The organism is Sphingopyxis sp. BSN-002 (assembly GCF_022024275.1).
Taxonomy (GTDB): Bacteria; Pseudomonadota; Alphaproteobacteria; order Sphingomonadales; family Sphingomonadaceae; genus Sphingopyxis.
Map to the genome: position 1 here is coordinate 1,805,212 of NZ_CP091804.1, position 18,949 is coordinate 1,824,160.

Sequence of the window (18,949 nt, forward strand, 5' to 3'; positions counted from 1 at the left end):
AGATGGTTAACCGCCCGGGTTTCGTGGGGCTGAGGGGGCAACAATGGGCGACATGTCGCGAGAGCCATCGATGGAAGACATTTTATCGTCGATCCGGCGCGTTATCGCGCGTGACGAAGCGCCCGGCTCGCGCGAGCAGCGCCCGGCTCCGGCCAGCGAGGATGTTCTCGACCTCGACGAGGAAGACGAATCGCACGACGAGCCCGCACCCGTGATCCCGACCGAAGAAGAGCTGGTTTCGGCCGCGAGCGCCGATGCCGCGCGCCAGTCGCTCGAAGCGTTGACCGCTGCGGTCGCACCGGCTGTGACGGCAACCGCCCCGGCTCCCGCCGCCGGCGGGCGTACGATGGAAGAGGTCGTGCTCGAAGCGCTGCGCCCGATGCTCAGGGACTGGCTCGACACCAACCTGCCGTCGATGGTCGAGGCGATGGTGGCCAAGGAAATCAGCCGGATCACCGGCAAGAAATTCTGAAGCCCTTCGGGCGATTATTTCGCCCAATCCTCCAATAGATAGCGCGCGATCGCCAGCGGCGGCGGCGCCATGAAGCTGGCGCCCATTTCACCGCCGAGCGCCGCGCGGACCTCGACGCGGTCGACCCACATCGCGGCTTCGAGTTCGGTCGTGTCGATCGTGAGCGCGGGATCGCGCGCGACCGCTCGGCAACCGATCATCAGCGACGAGGGAAAGGGCCAGGGCTGGCTCGCCACGTAGGTGACGTCGGTCACCTCGATTCCCGCCTCCTCGAACAATTCGCGCGCGACCGCCTCCTCGAGCGATTCGCCGGGCTCGACAAAGCCCGCGAGCGCCGAGAAGAAGCCCGGCGGAAAGCCCGGCTGGCGTCCGACGAGGACGCGGCCGTCATGTTCGGCGAGCATGATCACGACCGGATCGACGCGCGGGAAATGTTCGGCGTTGCACTGGCCGCACTTCCGCCCCCAGCCGCCGCGGAAAATCTCCGTCGGTGCCGAGCAGACCGCACAGAAGCCATGCCGTGCGTGCCAGTCGACAAGGCTGCGCGCGCCGCCATAGAGCGCCGCCTCCTCGGGCGACAGCATCGGGAGGAGCTGCATGACCGTGCGCGAGCGCGCGTCAATGCGTGCCCCGGGTGCCGGGGCGCGAACGAATCGCGGCGCCCCCGTATCATCGAGACCGAGCAGCATCAGCGCCCGCTCATCCGACGGATCGAGCGGCTCCCAGACCAGACCACCCCGCTCGCCCGGCACCGGATCGATCCCGTCCATCGCGAGACAGGTCGCGCGCGGATCGGCCGTTGCCGCAGCGAACGCCTCGGGATCGGTGCGAAGCTGGTCGGCGCGGTCGAGCCGCGCGCCGGTGAAACCGAGCGGCAACGGCATCAGCGCGCCAGCATGTCGGCGAAGAAGGCCTTGCCGAAACCGCTCTGGAACGGGAGCGCTTCGGAGGGCATATATTGCGCGTAGCCGCCGACGCGGTAGCCGCGCTTGCGGTCGACGAACGCGATCGTCCCCGCCGCGCCGCCCCAGCCGAAAATGCCCTCGCCGGTGATCGAGGTCGGCAGCGATACGCGCCCGCCGGCGCCGAAGCCTTCGCCCTCGACGAACGTACCCTTGGTGTCGGCACCCGCCGGAAGCAGATTCGACATCGCAAGCCGCGCCGTTTCGGGCTTGAGGATGCGAACGCCGCCGGTCTCACCTTCGCCGAGCAGCATCGCAAGGAAGCGGTCGTAATCGCGCGCGCTCGAGACGAGGCCGCCGCCGCCATAGGGAATCGGCGGCTTGTCGAGATAGATCGAGCTGGTCGCGGGATCGATCGGCAGCAGCGCCCCGTTGAAGGGGGCATAGTTGGTGGTGAGCCGTCCCGCATCGGCGGCGGCAACCTGAAAGCCCGTGCTCTTCATGCCGAGCGGATCGAAGATGCGTGCCTTCAGGAACGCGTCGAACGGTTGCCCCGAAACGACCTCGATCACGCGCCCCATCAGGTCGAGCCCCACCGAATAGCTCCAGCGCGTACCCGGTTCATAGACCAGCGGCAGCTTGGCCAGTCGATCGGCGAAGGCGGCAAGATTCGGCGCGGGGGTTGCCGGCGGGAAGCCCGGGATCGGCAAGCGGCTTACCTGCCCGCCGAGAATGCCCTGCTCGTTATAGGCGTCGCGGAGCGGCCCCTTCTGGACGATTCCATAGCCGAGACCCGCGGTGTGCGTCAGCAGATGGCGGACCGTGATCGCGGTCTTCGCATCGCGCACATCGGTCAGCGAACCGTCGGGGGTGTTCTGCACCTTCATCTTCGCGAAGGCGGGCAGGATGTCGGCGATCGGCTGGTCAAGCCTCAGCTTGCCTTCCTCGATCAGGATCATCGCGGCGATACCGGTCACCGGCTTGGTCATCGAATAGAGCCGCCACAGCGTGTCGCCATCGACCGCCTTTGCCGAATCCATCGCCTGCGTGCCGGCGCCGAAGATGTCGGGAGCATCCTGTCCCTTGCCGATCGCAGCAAGCGTTCCGGCAAGCTCCCGCCGGTCGACGAAGCCTTTGATAAAGCCATAGGTCGAGGGATAGAGCGCCGCACCGTCGGCCTTGAACGCGAAAGCCGCGCCCGGCAGCAGCGCTCCCGCGCCGCCGAGCGCGATGCCGCCCAGCAGTCCCCGGCGCGAAACCATCATGTTCATGCTATTCTCTCCCGCATCCTGTCGGTCAATTTTCGATAGAGCGTCGGCAATCCGGCCGCGTCAAGCGCCGAAAGCGGCCACCATTCGCCTTCCCCTGCGGCATGCTCGCTTTCGCGTGCGACCAAAGTCAGGCGAAGGTCGAAATGGGTGAAACCATGGTCGACCTGAACGATCCCGGACTCGGCGGGCGGCGTATCGCCCCAGTCGCCGCCGGGCAGCGCACGCATCCCGCCAAGCATGCCCTTGTCGGGGCGACGGACAAGCCAGATCGCATCATCCTTCTCGATCCAGTACGCCAGACCATGGCGCTGCGGCCTCGCCTTCCTGGGGGGCTTCACCGGCAGCCTTTCGATGTCTGCGCGTCCGCGCGCGCGGCAGTCGGCCATGACCGGACAGATGCCGCACGCGGGGCTGCGTGGCGTACAGACAGTCGCACCGAGATCCATCAGTGCCTGCGCGAAATCGCCCGGGCGGTCCGGGGGGACAAGCGGCGCGAGTTCGGCGCGAATTTCACGTTTCGCCACGGGAAGCGGGGTTTCGATCAACAGGTGGCGCGCCATGACGCGCTCGATATTGGCGTCGATCACCACCGAAGAGCGGCCGAAGGCGATCGCCGCGACCGATGCGGCGGTATAGTCACCGACACCGGGAAGCGCGCGCAGCCCCGCTTCGGTCTCGGGAAACCGCCCGTCATGCTCATCCACGACCGCCCGCGCGCAGGCGAGTAGATTGCGCGCCCGGGCGTAATAGCCAAGCCCCGCCCATGCCGCCATGACGTCGGCATCGTCCGCTGCCGCCAGATCGGCGACGGTCGGCCAGCGTGCCGTGAAGCGCTCGAAATAGCCCGCGACCGCCGCGACAGTCGTCTGCTGGAGCATGATTTCCGCCATCCAGACGCGATAGGGGTCGGGCACCGCATCGCTGCCAGGCGGAATGCGCCATGGCAGGACGCGCGCCGAGCGGTCGTACCAGCCGAGCAGACGGTCGGGGAAAGAGTCGGACGGCTGGACGCTCACCCCCCGCCTATGGCATGGCGGCGGCGATGGCGAAAGCGGACACTCCCGAAGGCGAAAGCCCGAAGAAGAAGGCAAGGAAAAAGCCCGACGCGAAGCCGTACGAGCGGCCACGCGGCGGCGAGGCGCGCTCGATCGCCGACCTCGTCCCCGAAATCGGCCGCACCGCCTTTCGCAAATTCGGCTTCATCCAGTCGTCGGTGGTCAGCCGCTGGCGCGAGATCGTCGGCGACCGCCTCGCCGACGTCACCCAGCCCGCGATGATCCGCTTTCCCGCGGGACAAAAAGCGGGCGGCACGCTGCACCTGACGATCAGCGGCGCGCATGCCCCGATGCTCCAGCATGTCGCGCCGGACATCATCGCCGCGGTCAACCGCTTCTTCGGCTATGCTGCGATCGCCACGGTACGCATGACGCACGGCCAGGTTACCCCGGCACCCGCCGTTCAGCCCCCGGCAATGCTGAAACCTGTACCCGCCGAACTGGGGGATAGCCTGCGCGATATCGGCGATCCGGAACTGCGTACCGTGCTCGAACGCATGGCGGCAGGGCTGGCGTCGGCGCCCAAAATTCCCAGAATAAGCTAGAAAGACGGTCAATCATGTCCGCAATCCGTGTCGCCATTCTTTCCATCGCCGCGCTGGCTGGCAGCGCCCTTGCGATCGGCGCCGCGGCTGCCCCTGCCAAGCCCGCGCTCTGGTCGGCAAACATTTCGATCACCCCGATCGGCGCCCATCTGGTCGGCAATCCGAATGCCAAGGTCAGGATGGTCGAATATTTCAGCTACACATGCAGCCATTGCGCCGACTTTTCGAAGCTCGGCGACCTGCCGCTCAAGGCGCAATATATCGACAAGGGCCTCGTTCTCTTCGAATATCGCAACCTCGTCCGCGATCCGGTGGACATGACCGCCGCACTGCTCGCGCGCTGCGGCACGGTCGGAGCCTTTGCCGGCAATCACCGCGCAATCTTTGCCGCGCAGCCGGTGTGGCTCGACAAGGTGGTGAAAGCGTCCGACGCGCAAAAGACGAGCTGGTACCAGGGCACGACCGGCCAGCGCGCCCGCAAGATCGCTGCTGATACCGGGCTTTTCGCGGTGATGCAGAAGCGCGGCTATACGGCCGCCGCCCTCAATGCCTGCCTCGACAGCGAGGTCGCGCAGGCCGAAATCACCGGCATGACCAACATCGCGCTAAACGCCGACCGGGTCCGCGGCACCCCTGCCTTCTTCATCAATGGCCGCGAGGCCGGTGTCACCGCCTGGCCGGCGGTGAAAACGAAACTCGACGCAGCGCTGAAGGGCTCGTAAAAGCCCGCCCAACAGGATCTTCTGGAGACAAGCCGACCATGACCAAATCCCCCCTGCGCATCCTCTTCCTCTCCTCGCTCGGCGCCCTCGCGCTCGCGGGCTGCGGCGAAAGCAAGACCGACCCCAGCAAGGAACAGGACGTCATCGCCAAGGTCGGGGCGCCCGCGGGCAAGAGCTGGTCGGCAACGGTCAGCAAGACCGCCGACGGCGGCTATGTGATGGGCAACCCCGACGCCCCGATCAAGATCATCGAGTTCGCGTCGCTGACCTGTTCGCATTGCGCCGATTTCTCGAAGGAAAGCCACGAAGAGATCAAGCGCGACTTCATCGACACCGGCCGCGTCAGCCTCGAGCTCCGCAATTTCATCCGCGACCCGCTCGACGCCTCGGCGGCGGCGATCATCCATTGCGCACCGGTCGACCGCTATTTCCCGCTCGCCGAGAATGTTTTCGCGTCGCAGGAAGAGCTGTTCGCGGGCGCGCAGGGCAACCCCTCGGGCGGCGAAGCCGCGATGAAGCTCTCTCCCGCACAGCGCTTCCCCGCGCTCGCCAAGGCGTGGAAGCTCGACACCTTCTTCCAGTCGCGCGGTCTCACCGCCGACCAGATCAACACCTGCCTCGGCAACCTCGACAATATCACGACGCTGGAAAAGAACACCAACGCCGCGGCCGAGAAATACACGATCCAGGGTACACCGACCTTCGTGATCAACGGCCAGGTTGCCGAAGGTATCGCCGCCTGGGGTCCGCTGCGCGATCGCCTGCGCACGATGGGTGCCCGGTAACGATACAGGGCTTCGGGGGCGGGCGGAGCCTGCCCCCAGACTCCCCTTGCGACTCCTTCTGGCGCGCGTCATGACGGTGTCAGGGGGATATGTGACACCAAGGTTGCACCAGCTCCGATTCGCCAGACTGCACGAGGTGACTTCGTGCAGATAAAGCGGCTGCGCCTCACCGGTTTCAAATCCTTCGTCGAACCCACAGAGTTGCGCATCGAGCCCGGGCTGACCGGGGTCGTCGGCCCCAATGGCTGCGGCAAGTCGAACCTGCTCGAGGCGATCCGCTGGGTGATGGGCGAATCCAGCCCCAAGTCGATGCGCGGCGGCGGGATGGAAGATGTCATCTTCGCGGGCACAACACAGCGCCCGCCGCGCGATTTCGCCGAGGTCGCAATCCACTGCGATACCGAGGGCGGCGTCGTCGCGGGCCTGTCGGACGCGAGCGAGGGCCGCGAACTCGAAATCATCCGCCGCATCGAGCGCGGCGCCGGCAGCGCCTATCGCGCCAACGGCCGCGACGTGCGCGCGAAAGACGTCGCGCTGATCTTCGCCGACGCGGCAACCGGCGCGCACAGCCCCGCGCTCGTCAGCCAGGGCAAGATCGCCAACGTCATCGCCGCCAAGCCGACCGACCGCCGCGCGATGCTCGAAGAGGCGGCGGGCATCGCCGGGCTGCATGTGCGCCGCAAGGACGCCGAGCAGAAACTGCGCGCGACCGAGACCAATCTGACCCGCTTGTCCGAGATCGTGACCGACATGGAGGTGCGCGCCAATGCGCTGCGCCGGCAGGCGCGCGCGGCCGAGCGTTACAAGAAGCTCAGCGACGATATCCGCATCGCCGAAGGACGGCTGATCTATGCGCGCTGGCGGGATGCAGCGGCGGCGGCCGATCAGGCCCGGCGCGATGCCGATGCCGCAGAGACGGCCGTCCGGACCGCGCAGACCGAACTCGAAACCGTCTCGGCCGCTCAGGTCGAGGTCGCGACGCGGGTCGGCACCGCACGCGCCGAGGCGCAGGCGCAGCGCGACGCGCTCGCCGACGCAACCGCGACGCTCGTCCGCCTGCAGGGCGAGGAACGCGCGGCGCGCCAGCGGCTCGAGGATCTGGCGGCGCAGCAGGCGCGCCTCGCAGATGATCGGGCACGCGAGGGCGAATTTGCCCGCGAGGCGCATGGTGCGCTCACCGGACTCGATGCCGAGAGCAAGACGCTGGCGCACGACATTGCATCGCACGATGCGAACAAGGCGGCGCTCGTCGAGGCCAATCAGGCGGCGCAGGCGCGCCTTCGCGACGCCGAAGTGTCGCTGGCGCAGGCGCGAGCAAGGGCCGCGAGCGAAGCCGCCGACCGCCGCATCGCAGTCTCGGCGCGCGACACCGCCGAAGCTGCGGTGCGCCGCATCGCGAACGACAAGGCCCGCGTCGACGCCGAAATCGCCGCGCTCGGCGACAGCGCTGCGCTCGCCGCGACACAGACAGAAAGTGCAGAAGCCGCCAAGGAAGCCGAAGCGGCCATCGCGGCGGCAGAGGCCGCATTGCAGGAGGCCGAGGCCGACCGCGAAGCGACTGCCGCCGACCTTGCGACGATCGAAGCCGGGCTTGCCGAAGCGCGCGCGGCGCTCGCGGCGCTCGATGGCGAGGCTGCGACGCTCCAACGCGCGCTGGCAGCCGCGAAGAGCGGCGATGATCGTATTCTCGATCAGCTCCGTGTAACGCCGGGCTATGAAGCGGCGCTCGCCGCCGCGCTCGGCGACGACCTCGACGCTGGCACGGAAAAAGACGCCGCGCGTAGCTGGGGCGGCGCCGACAAGGGCAGGGACGACCCCGCGTTGCCGACGGGAACCAAGGCGCTCGCCGACTTTGTGAAGGCGCCCGCCGCGCTCGCCCGCCGGCTTTCGCAGGTCGCGGTCGCGGAAACCGACGCCGACCAACCGCTCGCCGTCGGCCAGCGGATCGTGACTACCGATGGCGTCATGCGCCGCTGGGACGGTTTCGTGACGCGCGGCGACGGCGCGACCGCGACCGAACGCTTGCAGCGCCAGAACCGGCTCGACGCCCTCGCCGCGCAGCGTCCGCAGGTCGAGCTGGGCGTCCAGGAACTCAGGGATCGCCGCGACGCGGCCGCCAGCAAAGCCGCCGAACTGGCGGAAGCGGCCGCAGCGGCCCGCAAGGGACTGGCGCAGGCCGACGAGGCGCGCCGCGCCGCGCTCCGCGCCGCCGATCAGGCACAGGCCGCGCTCGATCGCCATCGCGATGCCGCGGCGATGTTCGACCGCCGCCTCGCCGAGATCGCCGAGGCAGCGAAGGAAGCCGCCGATGCGCTTGCGGCGCAGGAATCGGCGCTCGCCGCGCTTCCCGACGACAGCATCGCGCGCGCCGCGCTCAATGCTGAGGAAGCCGCAACCGACCGCGCGAGGAACGACGCCGGCGAGGCGCGCGACGCACTCGCGGCACATGATCGCACGCTTGCGGCCTTGAGCGAGCGGCAGGCGGTGGTGACGGCCGAGATCAGGAGCTGGAAAGCCCGCGCAGGCGAAGCGGCGCGGCGCGTTACCGAAATGGACAAGCGCGCCGAAGGCCTTGCCGCGGAAGCCGCCAAGCTCGCCGACCTGCCCGAAAAACTCGCGGGCGAGCGCAGCACAGCCGAGGCGCAGCAGCTGGCGATCCGCGAACAGGTCGCCGCCGCAGAGGCGCACGAGCGCGAGGCCGAAACCGCGCTCCGCGAAGCGGAGACTGCGCTCACCGCGATCCGCGAGCACGTCGCTACCGCCCGCGAAACCCGTGCCGGCGCGGTCGCGCGCTCCGAGAACGCCGAGCTGCGCCGCGTCGAGATGGGCCGTCTGTCGGGCGAGCGTTTCGAATGCCCGCCGCCGCTCCTCCCGAAAAAGGCCGGGTTCGAGGAAGAGAGCGTCGGCGACGCCGCACAGGAGTCGGCCCAGCACGACCGGCTGATAGCGGACCGCGAGCGGCTCGGTCCGGTCAATCTCGTCGCTGCCGACGAACTCGCCGAACTCGACACCGAACGTGAGCGCAACGCCGCCGAGATCGAGGAACTGACGCAGGCGGTGAACCGTCTCCGCGGCTCGATCGGCAACCTCAACCGCGAAGGCCGCGTCCGCCTGCTCGCGGCGTTCGAGACGGTGAACGAGCATTTCCAGCGCCTGTTCACGACCTTGTTCAACGGCGGTCAGGCGCATCTCGAGCTTGTCGATTCGGACGATCCGCTCGAGGCCGGTCTCGAAATCATGGCGCAGCCACCGGGCAAGCGCCTCGGCACGCTGACCTTGCTCTCGGGCGGCGAGCAGGCGCTGACCGCGGTCGCGCTGATCTTCGGCCTGTTCCTGACCAACCCCGCGCCGATCTGCGTCCTCGACGAAGTCGACGCGCCGCTCGATGACGCCAATATCGAGCGCTTCTGCGACTTGCTCGACCGCATGACGCGCGAGACGAACACCCGCTACCTGATTGTCACCCACAATGCGGTGACGATGGCACGCATGCACCGCCTGTTCGGGGTGACGATGATCGAAAAAGGCGTCAGCCGCCTCGTATCGGTCGACCTTGGCGGTGCCGAGGAACTCCTCGCGGCCGAATAGCTAGGGCGCCGCGCCGACCACCAGCATCGCTGCGAAAACCAGCAATCCCGCGAAGCGGTTGCTGCGGAACTTGGCCAGCGCGTCTGCATCGTCGGAAGGATTCAGCGTCACAACCTGTCCGGTCAGATGCAGCGCCGCGGGTATCAGTGCAACGAGCACGAGCGGGTCGGGCCGCACGTTCCACAGCGCTCCAGACCAACAGGCGAGCGCCACCGCATAGCAGGCGCCGACCCCGAACTTCACATGCCGCCCCATCGCGCGCGCGCTCGACTTCACGCCGACCAGCGCATCATCCTCGATATCCTGCAGCGCATAGATGGTGTCATAGCCGATCACCCACGCGATACAGCCGGCGTAAAGGAGCGGCAGCGCCGAGCCCTCCGGTCCGTCCACGGCAATCCAGCCGACAAGCGCGCCCCAGCTGAAGACAAGCCCCAGCCACGCCTGCGGCCACCAGGTGATCCGTTTCATGAAAGGATAGGCGGCAACGAGAAACAGGCTGGCAAGCGCGACGATCTGCGCGGGCCACGGCAGCTGGATCAGCACGAGCAACCCGACCAGCGAAAGCAGCACGGTCCACATCAGCGCATTGCGCACCGAAACGGCACCGCTGGCGACGGGGCGAGACGCCGTGCGCGCCACCTGTGCGTCGAGGTCGCGATCGATAATGTCGTTATAGACGCAGCCGGCCCCGCGCATCGCGATCGCGCCCAGCAGGAACCAGAGCAGGAGCGGCCAGCGGGAAAGCGCGCCGCCGCCAAGCGCCAGCGCCCAGGCGCAAGGCCAATAGAGCAGCCACCAGCCGATTGGCCGGTCAAAACGCGCGAGCAGCGCGTAGGGCCGCATGCCCGCGGGCAGCAAAGCAAGAAAACCCTGAAGCTGGCTATCGGGCGGGTGCGTCGCGGTCATCGTTCCGCGCGCGATAGCAGCCGAGGCGCCGCCGATAAATGCCCGATTGACCCGGAGCGATATTTACGTCCGGGTCAGGGGCAGGTCGACGGCGTCACCGACGGCGAGGGATTGATGACGCCCGTGCCATTGTTGGTATCGAGATCGCGACCTTCGCGGATGTTGTACGCGGCTTCGGTGCGGATCGTGCGCGGGCCGAGCCAGTTGCCATAGGCAACCGGCTGGTATTGATAGGCGATCTCGACGTACATGATCGCCGTGCCGGAGGTTGCCGCCACGACCTTGTTCGCCGGTCCCATGCCCTTGAACGCGGTGCCGGTCTTGCCGGTACCCTGCTTGCCGTAGCTGGAGTTGATCGGCATATCGCCATAGCAGCGCTGCCATTTGATCGTCTGCCCGCCGTCGGGGTTCATCTCGAGGCTCGACAGGATGATCCGGCCGTGCTTCTTGAAGTCGAGTCCGACCGCCTGGGCCGCAACGCCTGCGAAGATGTCGTTGATATCGACCTCGCGGACCTGCGGCAGCGACAGGTTGCTGCCGAAGGCGATACGCGACGCGTTATCGGCCGTGTTAAACGCGATCTGGCTGATCCGCGTGTTGACGAGCGTCAGGTTCGACATCTCGATACCGCCAAAGGCGATCAGCACGAGCAGCGGCACGCAGAAGGCCATTTCGACCATCACGGTCGCGCGGTTGTCGCGCAGCAGCCGCGCCCGGCGCATCGCGCGCCGCCCGGCGACGCTCGCACGGCGGAGAAGGGGGTTCAGCTGCATATCACCTTACTCGTCGCAGTATTGGTGGCGTAGGGCTGGTTGCGAAGAACGGTCGTCGCAACGAGCGTCTTTTCCTGCGGCTGGCCAAGCATGCGCCAGACCGGCAGGATGCGGTTGTACTTCATCGTCGCGACATAGACGACGACATCGTCGGAGCTGCCGCTGCTGCTTGAGCCGCGGTCGGCGTCCCAGGCACCGTTGCCGTTCACATCCTCGAAACATTCGCCGCTGTCATAGCGACCATTGTTGTTCTTGTCGGTGAAGGCCTCGGGTTTTCCTACTTCGCTGAAGGTTTCATAGGCCCTGCGCGAAAAGTTCACCTGCGCGTCCTTGAACACCGTGTGCACCTTGTTGCGCACTACGATGTCGAGCGCGGCGGTATTGTTGACATAGGCCTCGGTCGTCCCCGAGCGTCCGGCAATGTTGACGGCGCCCTGCAGCACCTGCTGGCCATAGAGCTGCCAGCAATAGTCGATCCCGCCCATGGTGAGCAGAAGGAAGAGCGGCGCTGCCAGCGCGAACTCCATGAAGGCCGTACCGCGCTGGTTGCGGGCAAGGCGACGGGCGAAGACGAACCGGCGGATCATTGCGAGAGCCTCAGTTTCGAGATCTGCCGGGCGATCGCCTGGAAATTCTCGTTAAGCTGCGCAGCATTCGCGGCCGAATAGGTCTTGCCCGGCGTCGCGCAGGTCTTCAGCGCCGTCGTGATCGACGTGCCGAAGCCGACGATCCAGATCGTGATATTCTTCGCCTTCGCCGCTTCGCAAAGCTGGAGGAAGCGGTTCGTGTGCCGCTTGACCGCCTCGGCATCGCTCGATGCCCCGATACGGCCGGTCGACTGCTCCTGGCTCTGGAACGAGAAGTTCGAGATCGGCGCGGTCGGTTCGCCGTCGGTCATGAAAACGATGTGACGGGCGATCGGACGCTTGTTGGGTGCCTCCAGATTTTCGCTCTTGAAGAGGCCGTCGGGCGACAGCAGGCGCGCGCCCCACACCATGCCGGCGTCGTGATAGGTGTAACCCTGCGCCTTCAGCTTGCCGATATAGCTGACGAAGCCCGCACGGTCATTCTTCGTCATCGTCGTCAGCTTCATTGCAGCGGGAGGGCATGCGGCCACGTCCGAACCGCCGGCAGCGCTCTTGCCAAAGCTGGTCGAACCGCCGGTCGTCTGGTCCCCGGTTCCGCTGCGGCTGTACGCAACATCCGAAAGGAACATTTCCCACTGGGTCTTCCGGTCCGCTGTCGGAACCAGGTCGATGTTCATGTCATAAGCGTCGGCGGGCGCGGTCTGCGTCGAGGTGAACGGCTTCGTGCCGCGCTCGATGATGCATCCGTTCCACGCAAAACTCTCGTCGACGCCCTTGGCGCCCGTCTTGGTGAAACTCATCGACGTCGTGCCGTTCTTGCCGGCGACGACATCGAAGTCGCGCTGCGTCCAGACGAAATAGTCGAACACCTTGATCGGCGGCTGCGTCAGCGTCGTCGGATAGGTTTCTGTATAGCGATAGGTGCGGTCGCGCCGCTGGCAGCGGTTGGTGCCGCTGACCTTGACCCACTGATATTCGTATTTCTTGTAGGTATAGTCCTGCGTGGTGCTGTACTTCGTCACCTTGTTTCCGCTGCCATCGACGACCTGGCTCGTCTGGGTCGACGAAGCCGAGCCCGATTTCGTCGCCGCGCCGCCCGCTGCCGACGGCGGGGTCGCACAGTTCGCCTGTGTCAGCGACACATTGCCCCAGGCCGACCAGCTGCTGCCCGAGTCGGCGTTGCCTGGATAGGTCGTGCCGGTCACTGCGCCATCGCTGGACGTGCCCGTCCCCCAGTCGTCCTTGAACTTGCCTTCGCGCGAAGGAGTCGACGCCTTGTCGGCGATCCATGCCGGATTCGCGGAATAGAGGATCGAACCGACGTTGACCGTGCCGCTGTACGGCACGACGCCGAAGCGCAGGCGTCCGTCGCCGAGGTCGGCAGTGGTCAGCGTGTCGAAGAAGGACACGGACGCTGCCTTCAGTGCCTCGATGCGCGAAACCGAGTCGCCCGAATTGATCGTGTCCATCGACCCGGTGACGTCGAGCACCATCATGATGTCGGCGTTCGAGATTTCGAGCTTTGCGGTGCAGTTCACCGTCAGGTCGAAGCCCTTGAAGGCAAAAACCTTCATCACCGTCGTCGGCATGTGCGCGGTAGCGGTGCCGTTGACGTCCGCCGTCCCCGCCGCGACCGTATTGAACGTCACGCTGCTGCTGCCATAGGCATGATCGGAGAAGTTCGCGGTGAACATCTTGGTCGCTTCGTCCTTGGCGGCCTGCGTGTAGACGCCGCCCGCCATGTAACGGCGACCCGCGAGCGCGCCCGCGTCGCATGCCTGCTGCAGGCGAAGCTTCGCCATATAGGCGCGGCCGATGTCGATGCCCGACCCCGCGAAGCCCACGATCGGCAGGATCATGGCTGCGGTCAGCATCATGGCATTGCCGCCCTGGTCGCGGATCAGCTTCGAGGTGCCGGCCCGCAGGCGGCTGATAAAGGTCCCTCGCATGGTCAAAAACCCCTCTTGGTCCAGAGGCGCCACCCACCCAGATGCGCTTCCGGTACCCTTGCACCTAGGGGAGGAGTGCTTACCAAATTGCTAATCGCCACTTGCAGCGGGCGCGGTTTTCTGCCGATTCTGACCCGTATCGGGACAGATGCGCCGGGTGTACGGCGATGGGTGCGCAAGAAATCGCCTTATGCTATCGGCTTGCCATGCCCGCGACACCCGCATGGCCACCCGCCAGCACGCCCCGCATTTTTGTCGACCAGCCGCTCGGACCCGATGCCGTGCCCGTCATCGAGGGGTCGGCTGCCCATTATCTGATCAATGTGATGCGGCTGAAGGTCGGCGATCCGCTGCTGCTCTTCGACAATCGCAGCGGCGAATGGCTCGGTACCGTTGCCGACGCAGGCAAGCGCGCGGCGACGATTCGCATCGAACGCCGGATGCGGCCGCTCGAAGCCGTGCCCGACCTCTGGCTCTGCTTTGCGCCGGTGAAAAAGGCGAGGCTCGACTGGATCATCGAGAAGGCAACCGAACTGGGCGTCGCCCGGCTGCAGCCCGTCATCACCGAACGGACGATCGTCGAACGCGTGAAGCAGGAACGCATCGAGGCCCAGATCATAGAAGCCTGCGAACAATGCGGACGCACCGCGCTGCCCGAACTCGCGGAGCCGGTTAAGCTGCCCCGGCTGGTGCAGGACTGGGACGAAACCCGCACGCTTCTCTTCGCCGACGAGGAAGGCGGACCGGCCATGGCATCGGTCGCGGCGCCCGCGCCGGCGGCGATCCTGACCGGCCCCGAAGGCGGTTTCACCGTGCGCGAGCGCGAAATGCTATTGGCGACGCCTGCGGTACGCCGCATTGCGCTCGGTCCGCGCATATTGCGCGCCGAGACGGCGGCGATCGCGGCCGTCAGCCTGTGGATGGCGCAGCACGGCGACTGGCGCGCCTGATACAGACCTGTTCCATTACGGGACAAAATTACTGCCAAACTGGCAGCTTTTAACTCCATATTAGTCATATCGCTTCAAAGGCTTGGCCATGCAACGGCGGGACCAGAGCCGAGATCGCTGGCGTGGGGGCCAGCGAGCGCTGACAGGACGGGCACTGACCATGCTCGGCTGGCTGGCGCTGGCGCTCGCCGTTGCAACCCCTGCCTCCGCGCAGACCAGCACGACCTATGCGAACACGACCGCGGGGACGATCAGCGACACTGCGACACCGTGCACGAACCCGCTCGTACGCACCTTCACCGTCGCCCCGAATGCACAGGTCAGCGACGTCAATATCGGCGTCCAGCTGACGCATACCTATCGCGGCGACATTCGCGCGACCCTGACCTCGCCGTCGGGCACGGTCGTCAACCTGATCACCAATGTCGGTACCTCGGCCGACAATCTGAACGTCCTGTTCGACGACAGTGCGGCGGCCAGCGTCTCGACGCACACGTCGAACGACAACACCACCGCCGCGCCGCCCTATCAGCGGACCTTCCGTCCGGAAGGCTCGCTTGCCGATTTCAACGGCCAGGGTTCGGCAGGAACGTGGCAGCTCTCCATCTGCGATTCGCTGAGCGGCGACAGCGGCAGCTTCGCGCGCGCGCATCTGTATCTGACGACCGTGCCGCTTTCGCCCTATGCCGACCTGTCGCTGTCGAAATCGGTGAGCAGCGCATCTCCCGCGTTCGGCGCGAGCATCAGCTATACACTGAGCGTCACCAACGCGGGCGCATCGGCGCTGACGGCGAACGGCGTGACGGTCCAGGATACGCTGCCGGCCGGTTTCAGTTTCACCTCGGCATCGGGCTTCGGCAGCTACAACAGCGGCACCGGTGTGTGGAGCGTGGGCAGCATTCCTCCGGGAACCACGCGCACGCTGACGATCAACGGCACCGTCGCCGCGACCTCGGGCGCAACCGTCACCAACAGCGCCGAAATCAGCGCTTCCTCGGCCTATGACTTCGATTCGACCCCCGGCAACGGGGCAAGCGGCGAGGATGATTATGCATCGGCAAGCTTCACCGTCTCGGGCACGCGTGTTGCGGGAACCCCGCCGACGCTCGTCTGCCCTGTCGGGATGACGGTACACGACTGGGACACGGTATCGTGGCCGGCCGGCAACACCAGCGGCAGCGCATCGCTTGCCGCGATCGGGCCGACCAGCTTCAACATCGCCATCAGCGGCGGCAGCTTCCTCAGCAACGCCACCTACGGCGGCCAGTCGCCGACGCGGCAGAATGTCGTCAACGGCGGAATGACCGGACAATATTCGATTTTCGAGCTCGTCGATTTCACCAGTCCGTCGGGCACCGTGACCTCGACGATCACCTTGCCGACCGCCGTGCCGGGGGCGCAGTTCCGCCTGTTCGATGTCGACTACGGCGCCGGGCAATTCGCCGATCGGGTCACGGTTACCGGTACCTATAACGGCACGACAGTCTATCCGGTCCTGACCAATGGGGTTGCCAATTATGTCGTCGGCAACAATGCCTATGGCGACGCGCTGTCGGCGGACAACAGTGCCGAAGGCACCGTCGTCGTTACCTTCACTTCGCCGGTCGACAGCATCGTCATCGAATATGGAAGCTACAGCCTGTCGCCCGCCAATCCGGGACAGCAGGGCGTGGCGATCCACGACATCAGCTTCTGCCGCCCGATCGCGAACCTGCTGATCGCCAAGACCAGCAGCGTCGTCAGCGATCCGGTCAACGGCACGACCGACCCCAAGGCAATCCCGGGCGCGACGATGCGCTATTGCCTGCTCGTCACCAACAACGGCAGCGCGACCGCGACAAGCGTCGTCGTTTCCGACCCGCTGCCCGCCACGACGAGCTTTGTCGCCGGATCGCTGCGCAGCGGCACGAGTTGTGCCGGGGCAACGACCGTCGAGGATGACGACGCGGCCGGCGCCGACGAGAGCGACCCCTTCGGCGCATCGCGGGCAGGATCGATCGTATCGGCCGGCGCTCCGACGCTGACCCCTGCAAGCGCGATGGCCATCCTGTTCGACGTGACGGTGAACTGATGCGGATCCGGGCTGCCCTTGCCGTTCTGGCGCTCTTTTCCGGAGCGGTTCCCGCACACGCGCAGCGCGTGATCGTGAATCCGTCGTTCGAATCGAACGATCCGCAAGGGCCGGGCGCCGCGAGCTACGAAATCTATTCGAACGGATCGGTCGCCGGCTGGGACTCGGCGTCGGGCGAGATCGAGCTGTGGGACACGGGGTTCCAGGGCGTCCCCGCCTATGACGGATCGGTATTCGCCGAGATGAACGCCAACGTCCCCGGCGCCTTCTACCAGAATATCTGCATGGTGAACGGCGAGACGATCGGCTGGACCTTCGCGCACCGCGCACGCTCGGGCGGTCCGGCGACGCAGACAGCACGTTTCCAGATCGCGAACAGTTCGGGGACGCTGATCCAGAGCCTCGCGACGCAGGCCTCGACCGTCAACAATGTCTGGAACATCAACACCGGCAGCGCGACCTATAGCGGCGCGTCGGGGGTGCAGCGCGTCCAGTTCATCACCACCGACCCCGGCAGCTACGGCAATTTCCTCGACGACATTCGCATCACGCTCAACCCGTTCGTCGAAATGTCGACGGCGAGCGCCTCCGGCGTCGAATCGATCGCGTCGGCGAACGTCCCGGCGCTGCGCGTCAGCGGCACGCTGTTCACGGCGCGCACGGTCAATGTCAGCATCACCGGCGGCACGGCGACGCTCGGCACCGATTATACGACGCCCGGCGGCGGCGCGAATTTCACCGTCACGATTCCCGCCGGGACCTACAACAATACGACCGTCCCGCTCGGCATCACCGTCATCGACGACACCGCAACCGAAGGCAGCGAGACGATCCAGATCGCGCTGAACGGCGGGACGGGCTATACGGTCGCAAGCACCGCGAGTTGCGGCGGGACGCCGATCACCACCAGCACCTATACCATCACCGACAATGATTCGCCCGTCGTGCTCGCGAAGGCGTGGACCAACGGCATCGCGAACGACGCCGTCAGCCTGTCGATTGCAGGCGGCCTGATCCCGGTCGCCGGCTCGTCGACAGTCGGCGGAAGCGCGACCAACGCCACTTCGGTTGCGATCGCCGGGTCGACGCTGACGCTGACCGAGGTTTTCACCGCCGGCAGCGCCGCCAATTACAACAGCAGCATCGAATGCCGTCGCAACAGTGACAATGCCGTCGTCGCAACGTCGGGGACCGGGCTTAGCCGCACGGTCGTCATGCCATCCGGAAGCGCGCTCACCTGTACCTGGACGAACAGCCGCAAGTCGGCCACGCTCGTCGTGCGCAAAAGCTGGGTGAATGCGCTCGTTGCCGATGCGGTCACCGTCGCGACGACCGGACTCATCAACAACGCCAGCCTCGCCTCGGTCGCCAACAGCGCGACCGAGACCGACACCAATGCCGCCGTCACCGTCTATGCGGCCGAGGCCGCGACGCTCGGCGAGGCCTTCTCCGTCGGCAACGGCGCGAATTACACGCAGACGCTCGCCTGCACCGGCAATGCGACCGCGCTCGCGGGCAACGTGCTGACGGTGAACGCCGCCGACACCGCGATCGTGTGCACCTTCACCAACAGCCGCATCGCGCAGCAAATCCGGCTGGCGAAGCTCTGGACCGGCGCGACGACCGGCCACATCGCGAGCGCGACGACGACCGGCGGCACCGCCAATCCCTCGTTCAGTTCGACCGCACCGACCGCGACGACCGGAACCTATGTCTCCGTCCGCGCCGGCGACGTGCTGACCCTGCCGGCCGAGACATATGGCGGCGGCGCCGTCGCCGCGCTCTATAATGCGACGGTCGAATGCACCGGCGGCAGCCCGCTCGCGAGCGGCGCGACGGGGCGCACGCTGACGATCGCCGGCAGCGCGACGGCAACGACCTGTACCTACACCAACGCCTATGTCCTGCCGCTGTCGATCGCCAAAACCTCGACCGCGTACAGCGACCCGTTCAACGGTGCCCTCAACCCCAAGCTGATCCCCGGCGGCATCGCCGACTATACGCTCACCATTACCGCCCCCGCCGGCACCGCGCCGACGGCAGGCAGCGTGATCGTCACCGACATCATCCCCGCGAACCTCAGCCTGTTCGTCGGCACCTATGCGCCGGGTCCCGGGCCGATCGCCTTCGGCGCGGGATCGAGCGGGCTGACCTACAGCTTCGCCAGCCTCGGCAGTACCACCGACGACGTCTCCTTCTCGAACAATGGCGGGGTCAGCTGGACTTATGTTCCGGTCGCCGACGCGAACGGTGTCGACGCCAATATCACGCATATCCGCATCAATCCGAAGGGCAGCATGGCGCCGGGATCGAGCTTTACGATCAACCTGCGCGCGCGGGTGAAATAGGGCTGCAACGGCCCCGATTGCA

Annotated in this window: 15 protein-coding genes; 8 read left to right on the forward strand and 7 right to left on the reverse strand. The window is 66.5% G+C overall.

Annotated features, from left to right (window positions below):
• Nucleotides 1-70 precede the first annotated feature (70 nt).
• On the forward strand, nt 71-472 hold the full coding sequence (locus L7H23_RS08920; RefSeq protein ID WP_237839000.1) for a DUF2497 domain-containing protein: 402 nt from the start codon (nt 71-73) through the stop codon (nt 470-472).
• A 14-nt stretch (nt 473-486) separates the two neighbouring features.
• On the opposite strand, the gene nudC is transcribed toward L7H23_RS08920, so the two are convergent.
• The 3 genes from nudC to L7H23_RS08935 are packed head-to-tail and all read right to left on the reverse strand — an operon-like array spanning nt 487 to nt 3,661.
• On the reverse strand, nt 487-1,356 hold the full coding sequence (nudC, locus tag L7H23_RS08925; protein ID WP_237839001.1) for an NAD(+) diphosphatase: 870 nt from the start codon (nt 1,354-1,356) through the stop codon (nt 487-489).
• Nucleotides 1,356-2,645 (reverse strand): serine hydrolase domain-containing protein, encoded by a 1,290-nt coding sequence (locus L7H23_RS08930; protein ID WP_237839003.1) that lies wholly within the window; start codon nt 2,643-2,645, stop codon nt 1,356-1,358. The genes nudC and L7H23_RS08930 overlap by 1 nt, the downstream gene beginning before the upstream one ends.
• Nucleotides 2,642-3,661 carry an A/G-specific adenine glycosylase gene (locus L7H23_RS08935; RefSeq protein ID WP_237839004.1) on the reverse strand — a complete coding sequence of 340 codons (1,020 nt, stop codon included), beginning with the start codon at nt 3,659-3,661 and terminating at the stop codon, nt 2,642-2,644. Before L7H23_RS08935 ends, L7H23_RS08930 begins: the two co-directional genes overlap by 4 nt.
• A gap of 26 nt (nt 3,662-3,687) precedes the next feature.
• On the opposite strand from L7H23_RS08935, the gene L7H23_RS08940 reads away from it, so the two are divergent.
• The 4 genes from L7H23_RS08940 (at nt 3,688) to smc (ending at nt 9,340) form a co-directional block, all read left to right on the forward strand.
• Nucleotides 3,688-4,245 (forward strand): DciA family protein, encoded by a 558-nt coding sequence (locus tag L7H23_RS08940; protein WP_237839005.1) that lies wholly within the window; start codon nt 3,688-3,690, stop codon nt 4,243-4,245.
• Between the two features lie 14 nt (nt 4,246-4,259).
• The gene (locus L7H23_RS08945; RefSeq protein ID WP_237839006.1) at nt 4,260-4,967 is read left to right on the forward strand and encodes a thioredoxin domain-containing protein; all 708 of its coding nucleotides are present in this window, start codon (nt 4,260-4,262) and stop codon (nt 4,965-4,967) included.
• 38 nt (nt 4,968-5,005) lie between these two features.
• Nucleotides 5,006-5,752: a thioredoxin domain-containing protein gene (locus L7H23_RS08950; RefSeq protein ID WP_237839007.1), complete on the forward strand. Its 747-nt coding sequence runs from the start codon at nt 5,006-5,008 to the stop codon at nt 5,750-5,752.
• A 144-nt stretch (nt 5,753-5,896) separates the two neighbouring features.
• The gene (gene smc, locus L7H23_RS08955; RefSeq protein ID WP_237839009.1) at nt 5,897-9,340 is read left to right on the forward strand and encodes a chromosome segregation protein SMC; all 3,444 of its coding nucleotides are present in this window, start codon (nt 5,897-5,899) and stop codon (nt 9,338-9,340) included.
• Here the strand turns inward: smc and ubiA are convergent, their stop codons facing one another.
• The 4 genes from ubiA to L7H23_RS08975 form a co-directional block, all read right to left on the reverse strand.
• Entirely contained in the window at nt 9,341-10,249 is a 909-nt protein-coding gene (ubiA, locus tag L7H23_RS08960) for a 4-hydroxybenzoate octaprenyltransferase (RefSeq protein WP_237839010.1), read from the reverse strand.
• A 74-nt stretch (nt 10,250-10,323) separates the two neighbouring features.
• A complete protein-coding gene (locus L7H23_RS08965) occupies nt 10,324-11,022 on the reverse strand; it encodes a TadE family protein (protein ID WP_237839012.1) in 699 nt (232 codons plus the stop codon).
• Complete coding sequence (locus L7H23_RS08970) at nt 11,013-11,609, reverse strand: TadE/TadG family type IV pilus assembly protein (RefSeq protein ID WP_237839013.1); 597 nt, start codon at nt 11,607-11,609, stop codon at nt 11,013-11,015. Before L7H23_RS08970 ends, L7H23_RS08965 begins: the two co-directional genes overlap by 10 nt.
• A complete protein-coding gene (locus L7H23_RS08975; RefSeq protein ID WP_237839015.1) occupies nt 11,606-13,558 on the reverse strand; it encodes a TadE/TadG family type IV pilus assembly protein in 1,953 nt (650 codons plus the stop codon). Before L7H23_RS08975 ends, L7H23_RS08970 begins: the two co-directional genes overlap by 4 nt.
• 206 nt (nt 13,559-13,764) lie before the next feature.
• Here L7H23_RS08975 and L7H23_RS08980 point away from each other — a divergent pair, with 206 nt between their 5' ends.
• The 3 genes from L7H23_RS08980 (at nt 13,765) to L7H23_RS08990 (ending at nt 18,927) form a co-directional block, all read left to right on the forward strand.
• The gene (locus tag L7H23_RS08980; RefSeq protein WP_237839016.1) at nt 13,765-14,508 is read left to right on the forward strand and encodes a 16S rRNA (uracil(1498)-N(3))-methyltransferase; all 744 of its coding nucleotides are present in this window, start codon (nt 13,765-13,767) and stop codon (nt 14,506-14,508) included.
• Nucleotides 14,509-14,668: 160 nt separating this feature from the next.
• A complete protein-coding gene (locus L7H23_RS08985) occupies nt 14,669-16,579 on the forward strand; it encodes a proprotein convertase P-domain-containing protein (RefSeq protein WP_237839018.1) in 1,911 nt (636 codons plus the stop codon).
• The gene (locus L7H23_RS08990; RefSeq protein ID WP_237839020.1) at nt 16,579-18,927 is read left to right on the forward strand and encodes a Calx-beta domain-containing protein; all 2,349 of its coding nucleotides are present in this window, start codon (nt 16,579-16,581) and stop codon (nt 18,925-18,927) included. Before L7H23_RS08985 ends, L7H23_RS08990 begins: the two co-directional genes overlap by 1 nt.
• Nucleotides 18,928-18,949: the final 22 nt, after the last annotated feature.

What these genes read in the sequence shown, in the direction of transcription:
- L7H23_RS08920 (WP_237839000.1), top strand. Translation starts at nt 71, where the DNA reads ATGGAAGACATTTTATCGTCGATCCGGCGCGTTATCGCGCGTGACGAA.
- nudC (WP_237839001.1), bottom strand. Translation starts at nt 1,356, where the DNA reads ATGCCGTTGCCGCTCGGTTTCACCGGCGCGCGGCTCGACCGCGCCGAC.
- L7H23_RS08930 (WP_237839003.1), bottom strand. Translation starts at nt 2,645, where the DNA reads ATGAACATGATGGTTTCGCGCCGGGGACTGCTGGGCGGCATCGCGCTC.
- L7H23_RS08940 (WP_237839005.1), top strand. Translation starts at nt 3,688, where the DNA reads ATGGCGAAAGCGGACACTCCCGAAGGCGAAAGCCCGAAGAAGAAGGCA.
- L7H23_RS08945 (WP_237839006.1), top strand. Translation starts at nt 4,260, where the DNA reads ATGTCCGCAATCCGTGTCGCCATTCTTTCCATCGCCGCGCTGGCTGGC.
- L7H23_RS08950 (WP_237839007.1), top strand. Translation starts at nt 5,006, where the DNA reads ATGACCAAATCCCCCCTGCGCATCCTCTTCCTCTCCTCGCTCGGCGCC.
- ubiA (WP_237839010.1), bottom strand. Translation starts at nt 10,249, where the DNA reads ATGACCGCGACGCACCCGCCCGATAGCCAGCTTCAGGGTTTTCTTGCT.
- L7H23_RS08965 (WP_237839012.1), bottom strand. Translation starts at nt 11,022, where the DNA reads ATGCAGCTGAACCCCCTTCTCCGCCGTGCGAGCGTCGCCGGGCGGCGC.
- L7H23_RS08970 (WP_237839013.1), bottom strand. Translation starts at nt 11,609, where the DNA reads ATGATCCGCCGGTTCGTCTTCGCCCGTCGCCTTGCCCGCAACCAGCGC.
- L7H23_RS08975 (WP_237839015.1), bottom strand. Translation starts at nt 13,558, where the DNA reads ATGCGAGGGACCTTTATCAGCCGCCTGCGGGCCGGCACCTCGAAGCTG.
- L7H23_RS08980 (WP_237839016.1), top strand. Translation starts at nt 13,765, where the DNA reads ATGCCCGCGACACCCGCATGGCCACCCGCCAGCACGCCCCGCATTTTT.
- L7H23_RS08985 (WP_237839018.1), top strand. Translation starts at nt 14,669, where the DNA reads ATGCTCGGCTGGCTGGCGCTGGCGCTCGCCGTTGCAACCCCTGCCTCC.
- L7H23_RS08990 (WP_237839020.1), top strand. Translation starts at nt 16,579, where the DNA reads ATGCGGATCCGGGCTGCCCTTGCCGTTCTGGCGCTCTTTTCCGGAGCG.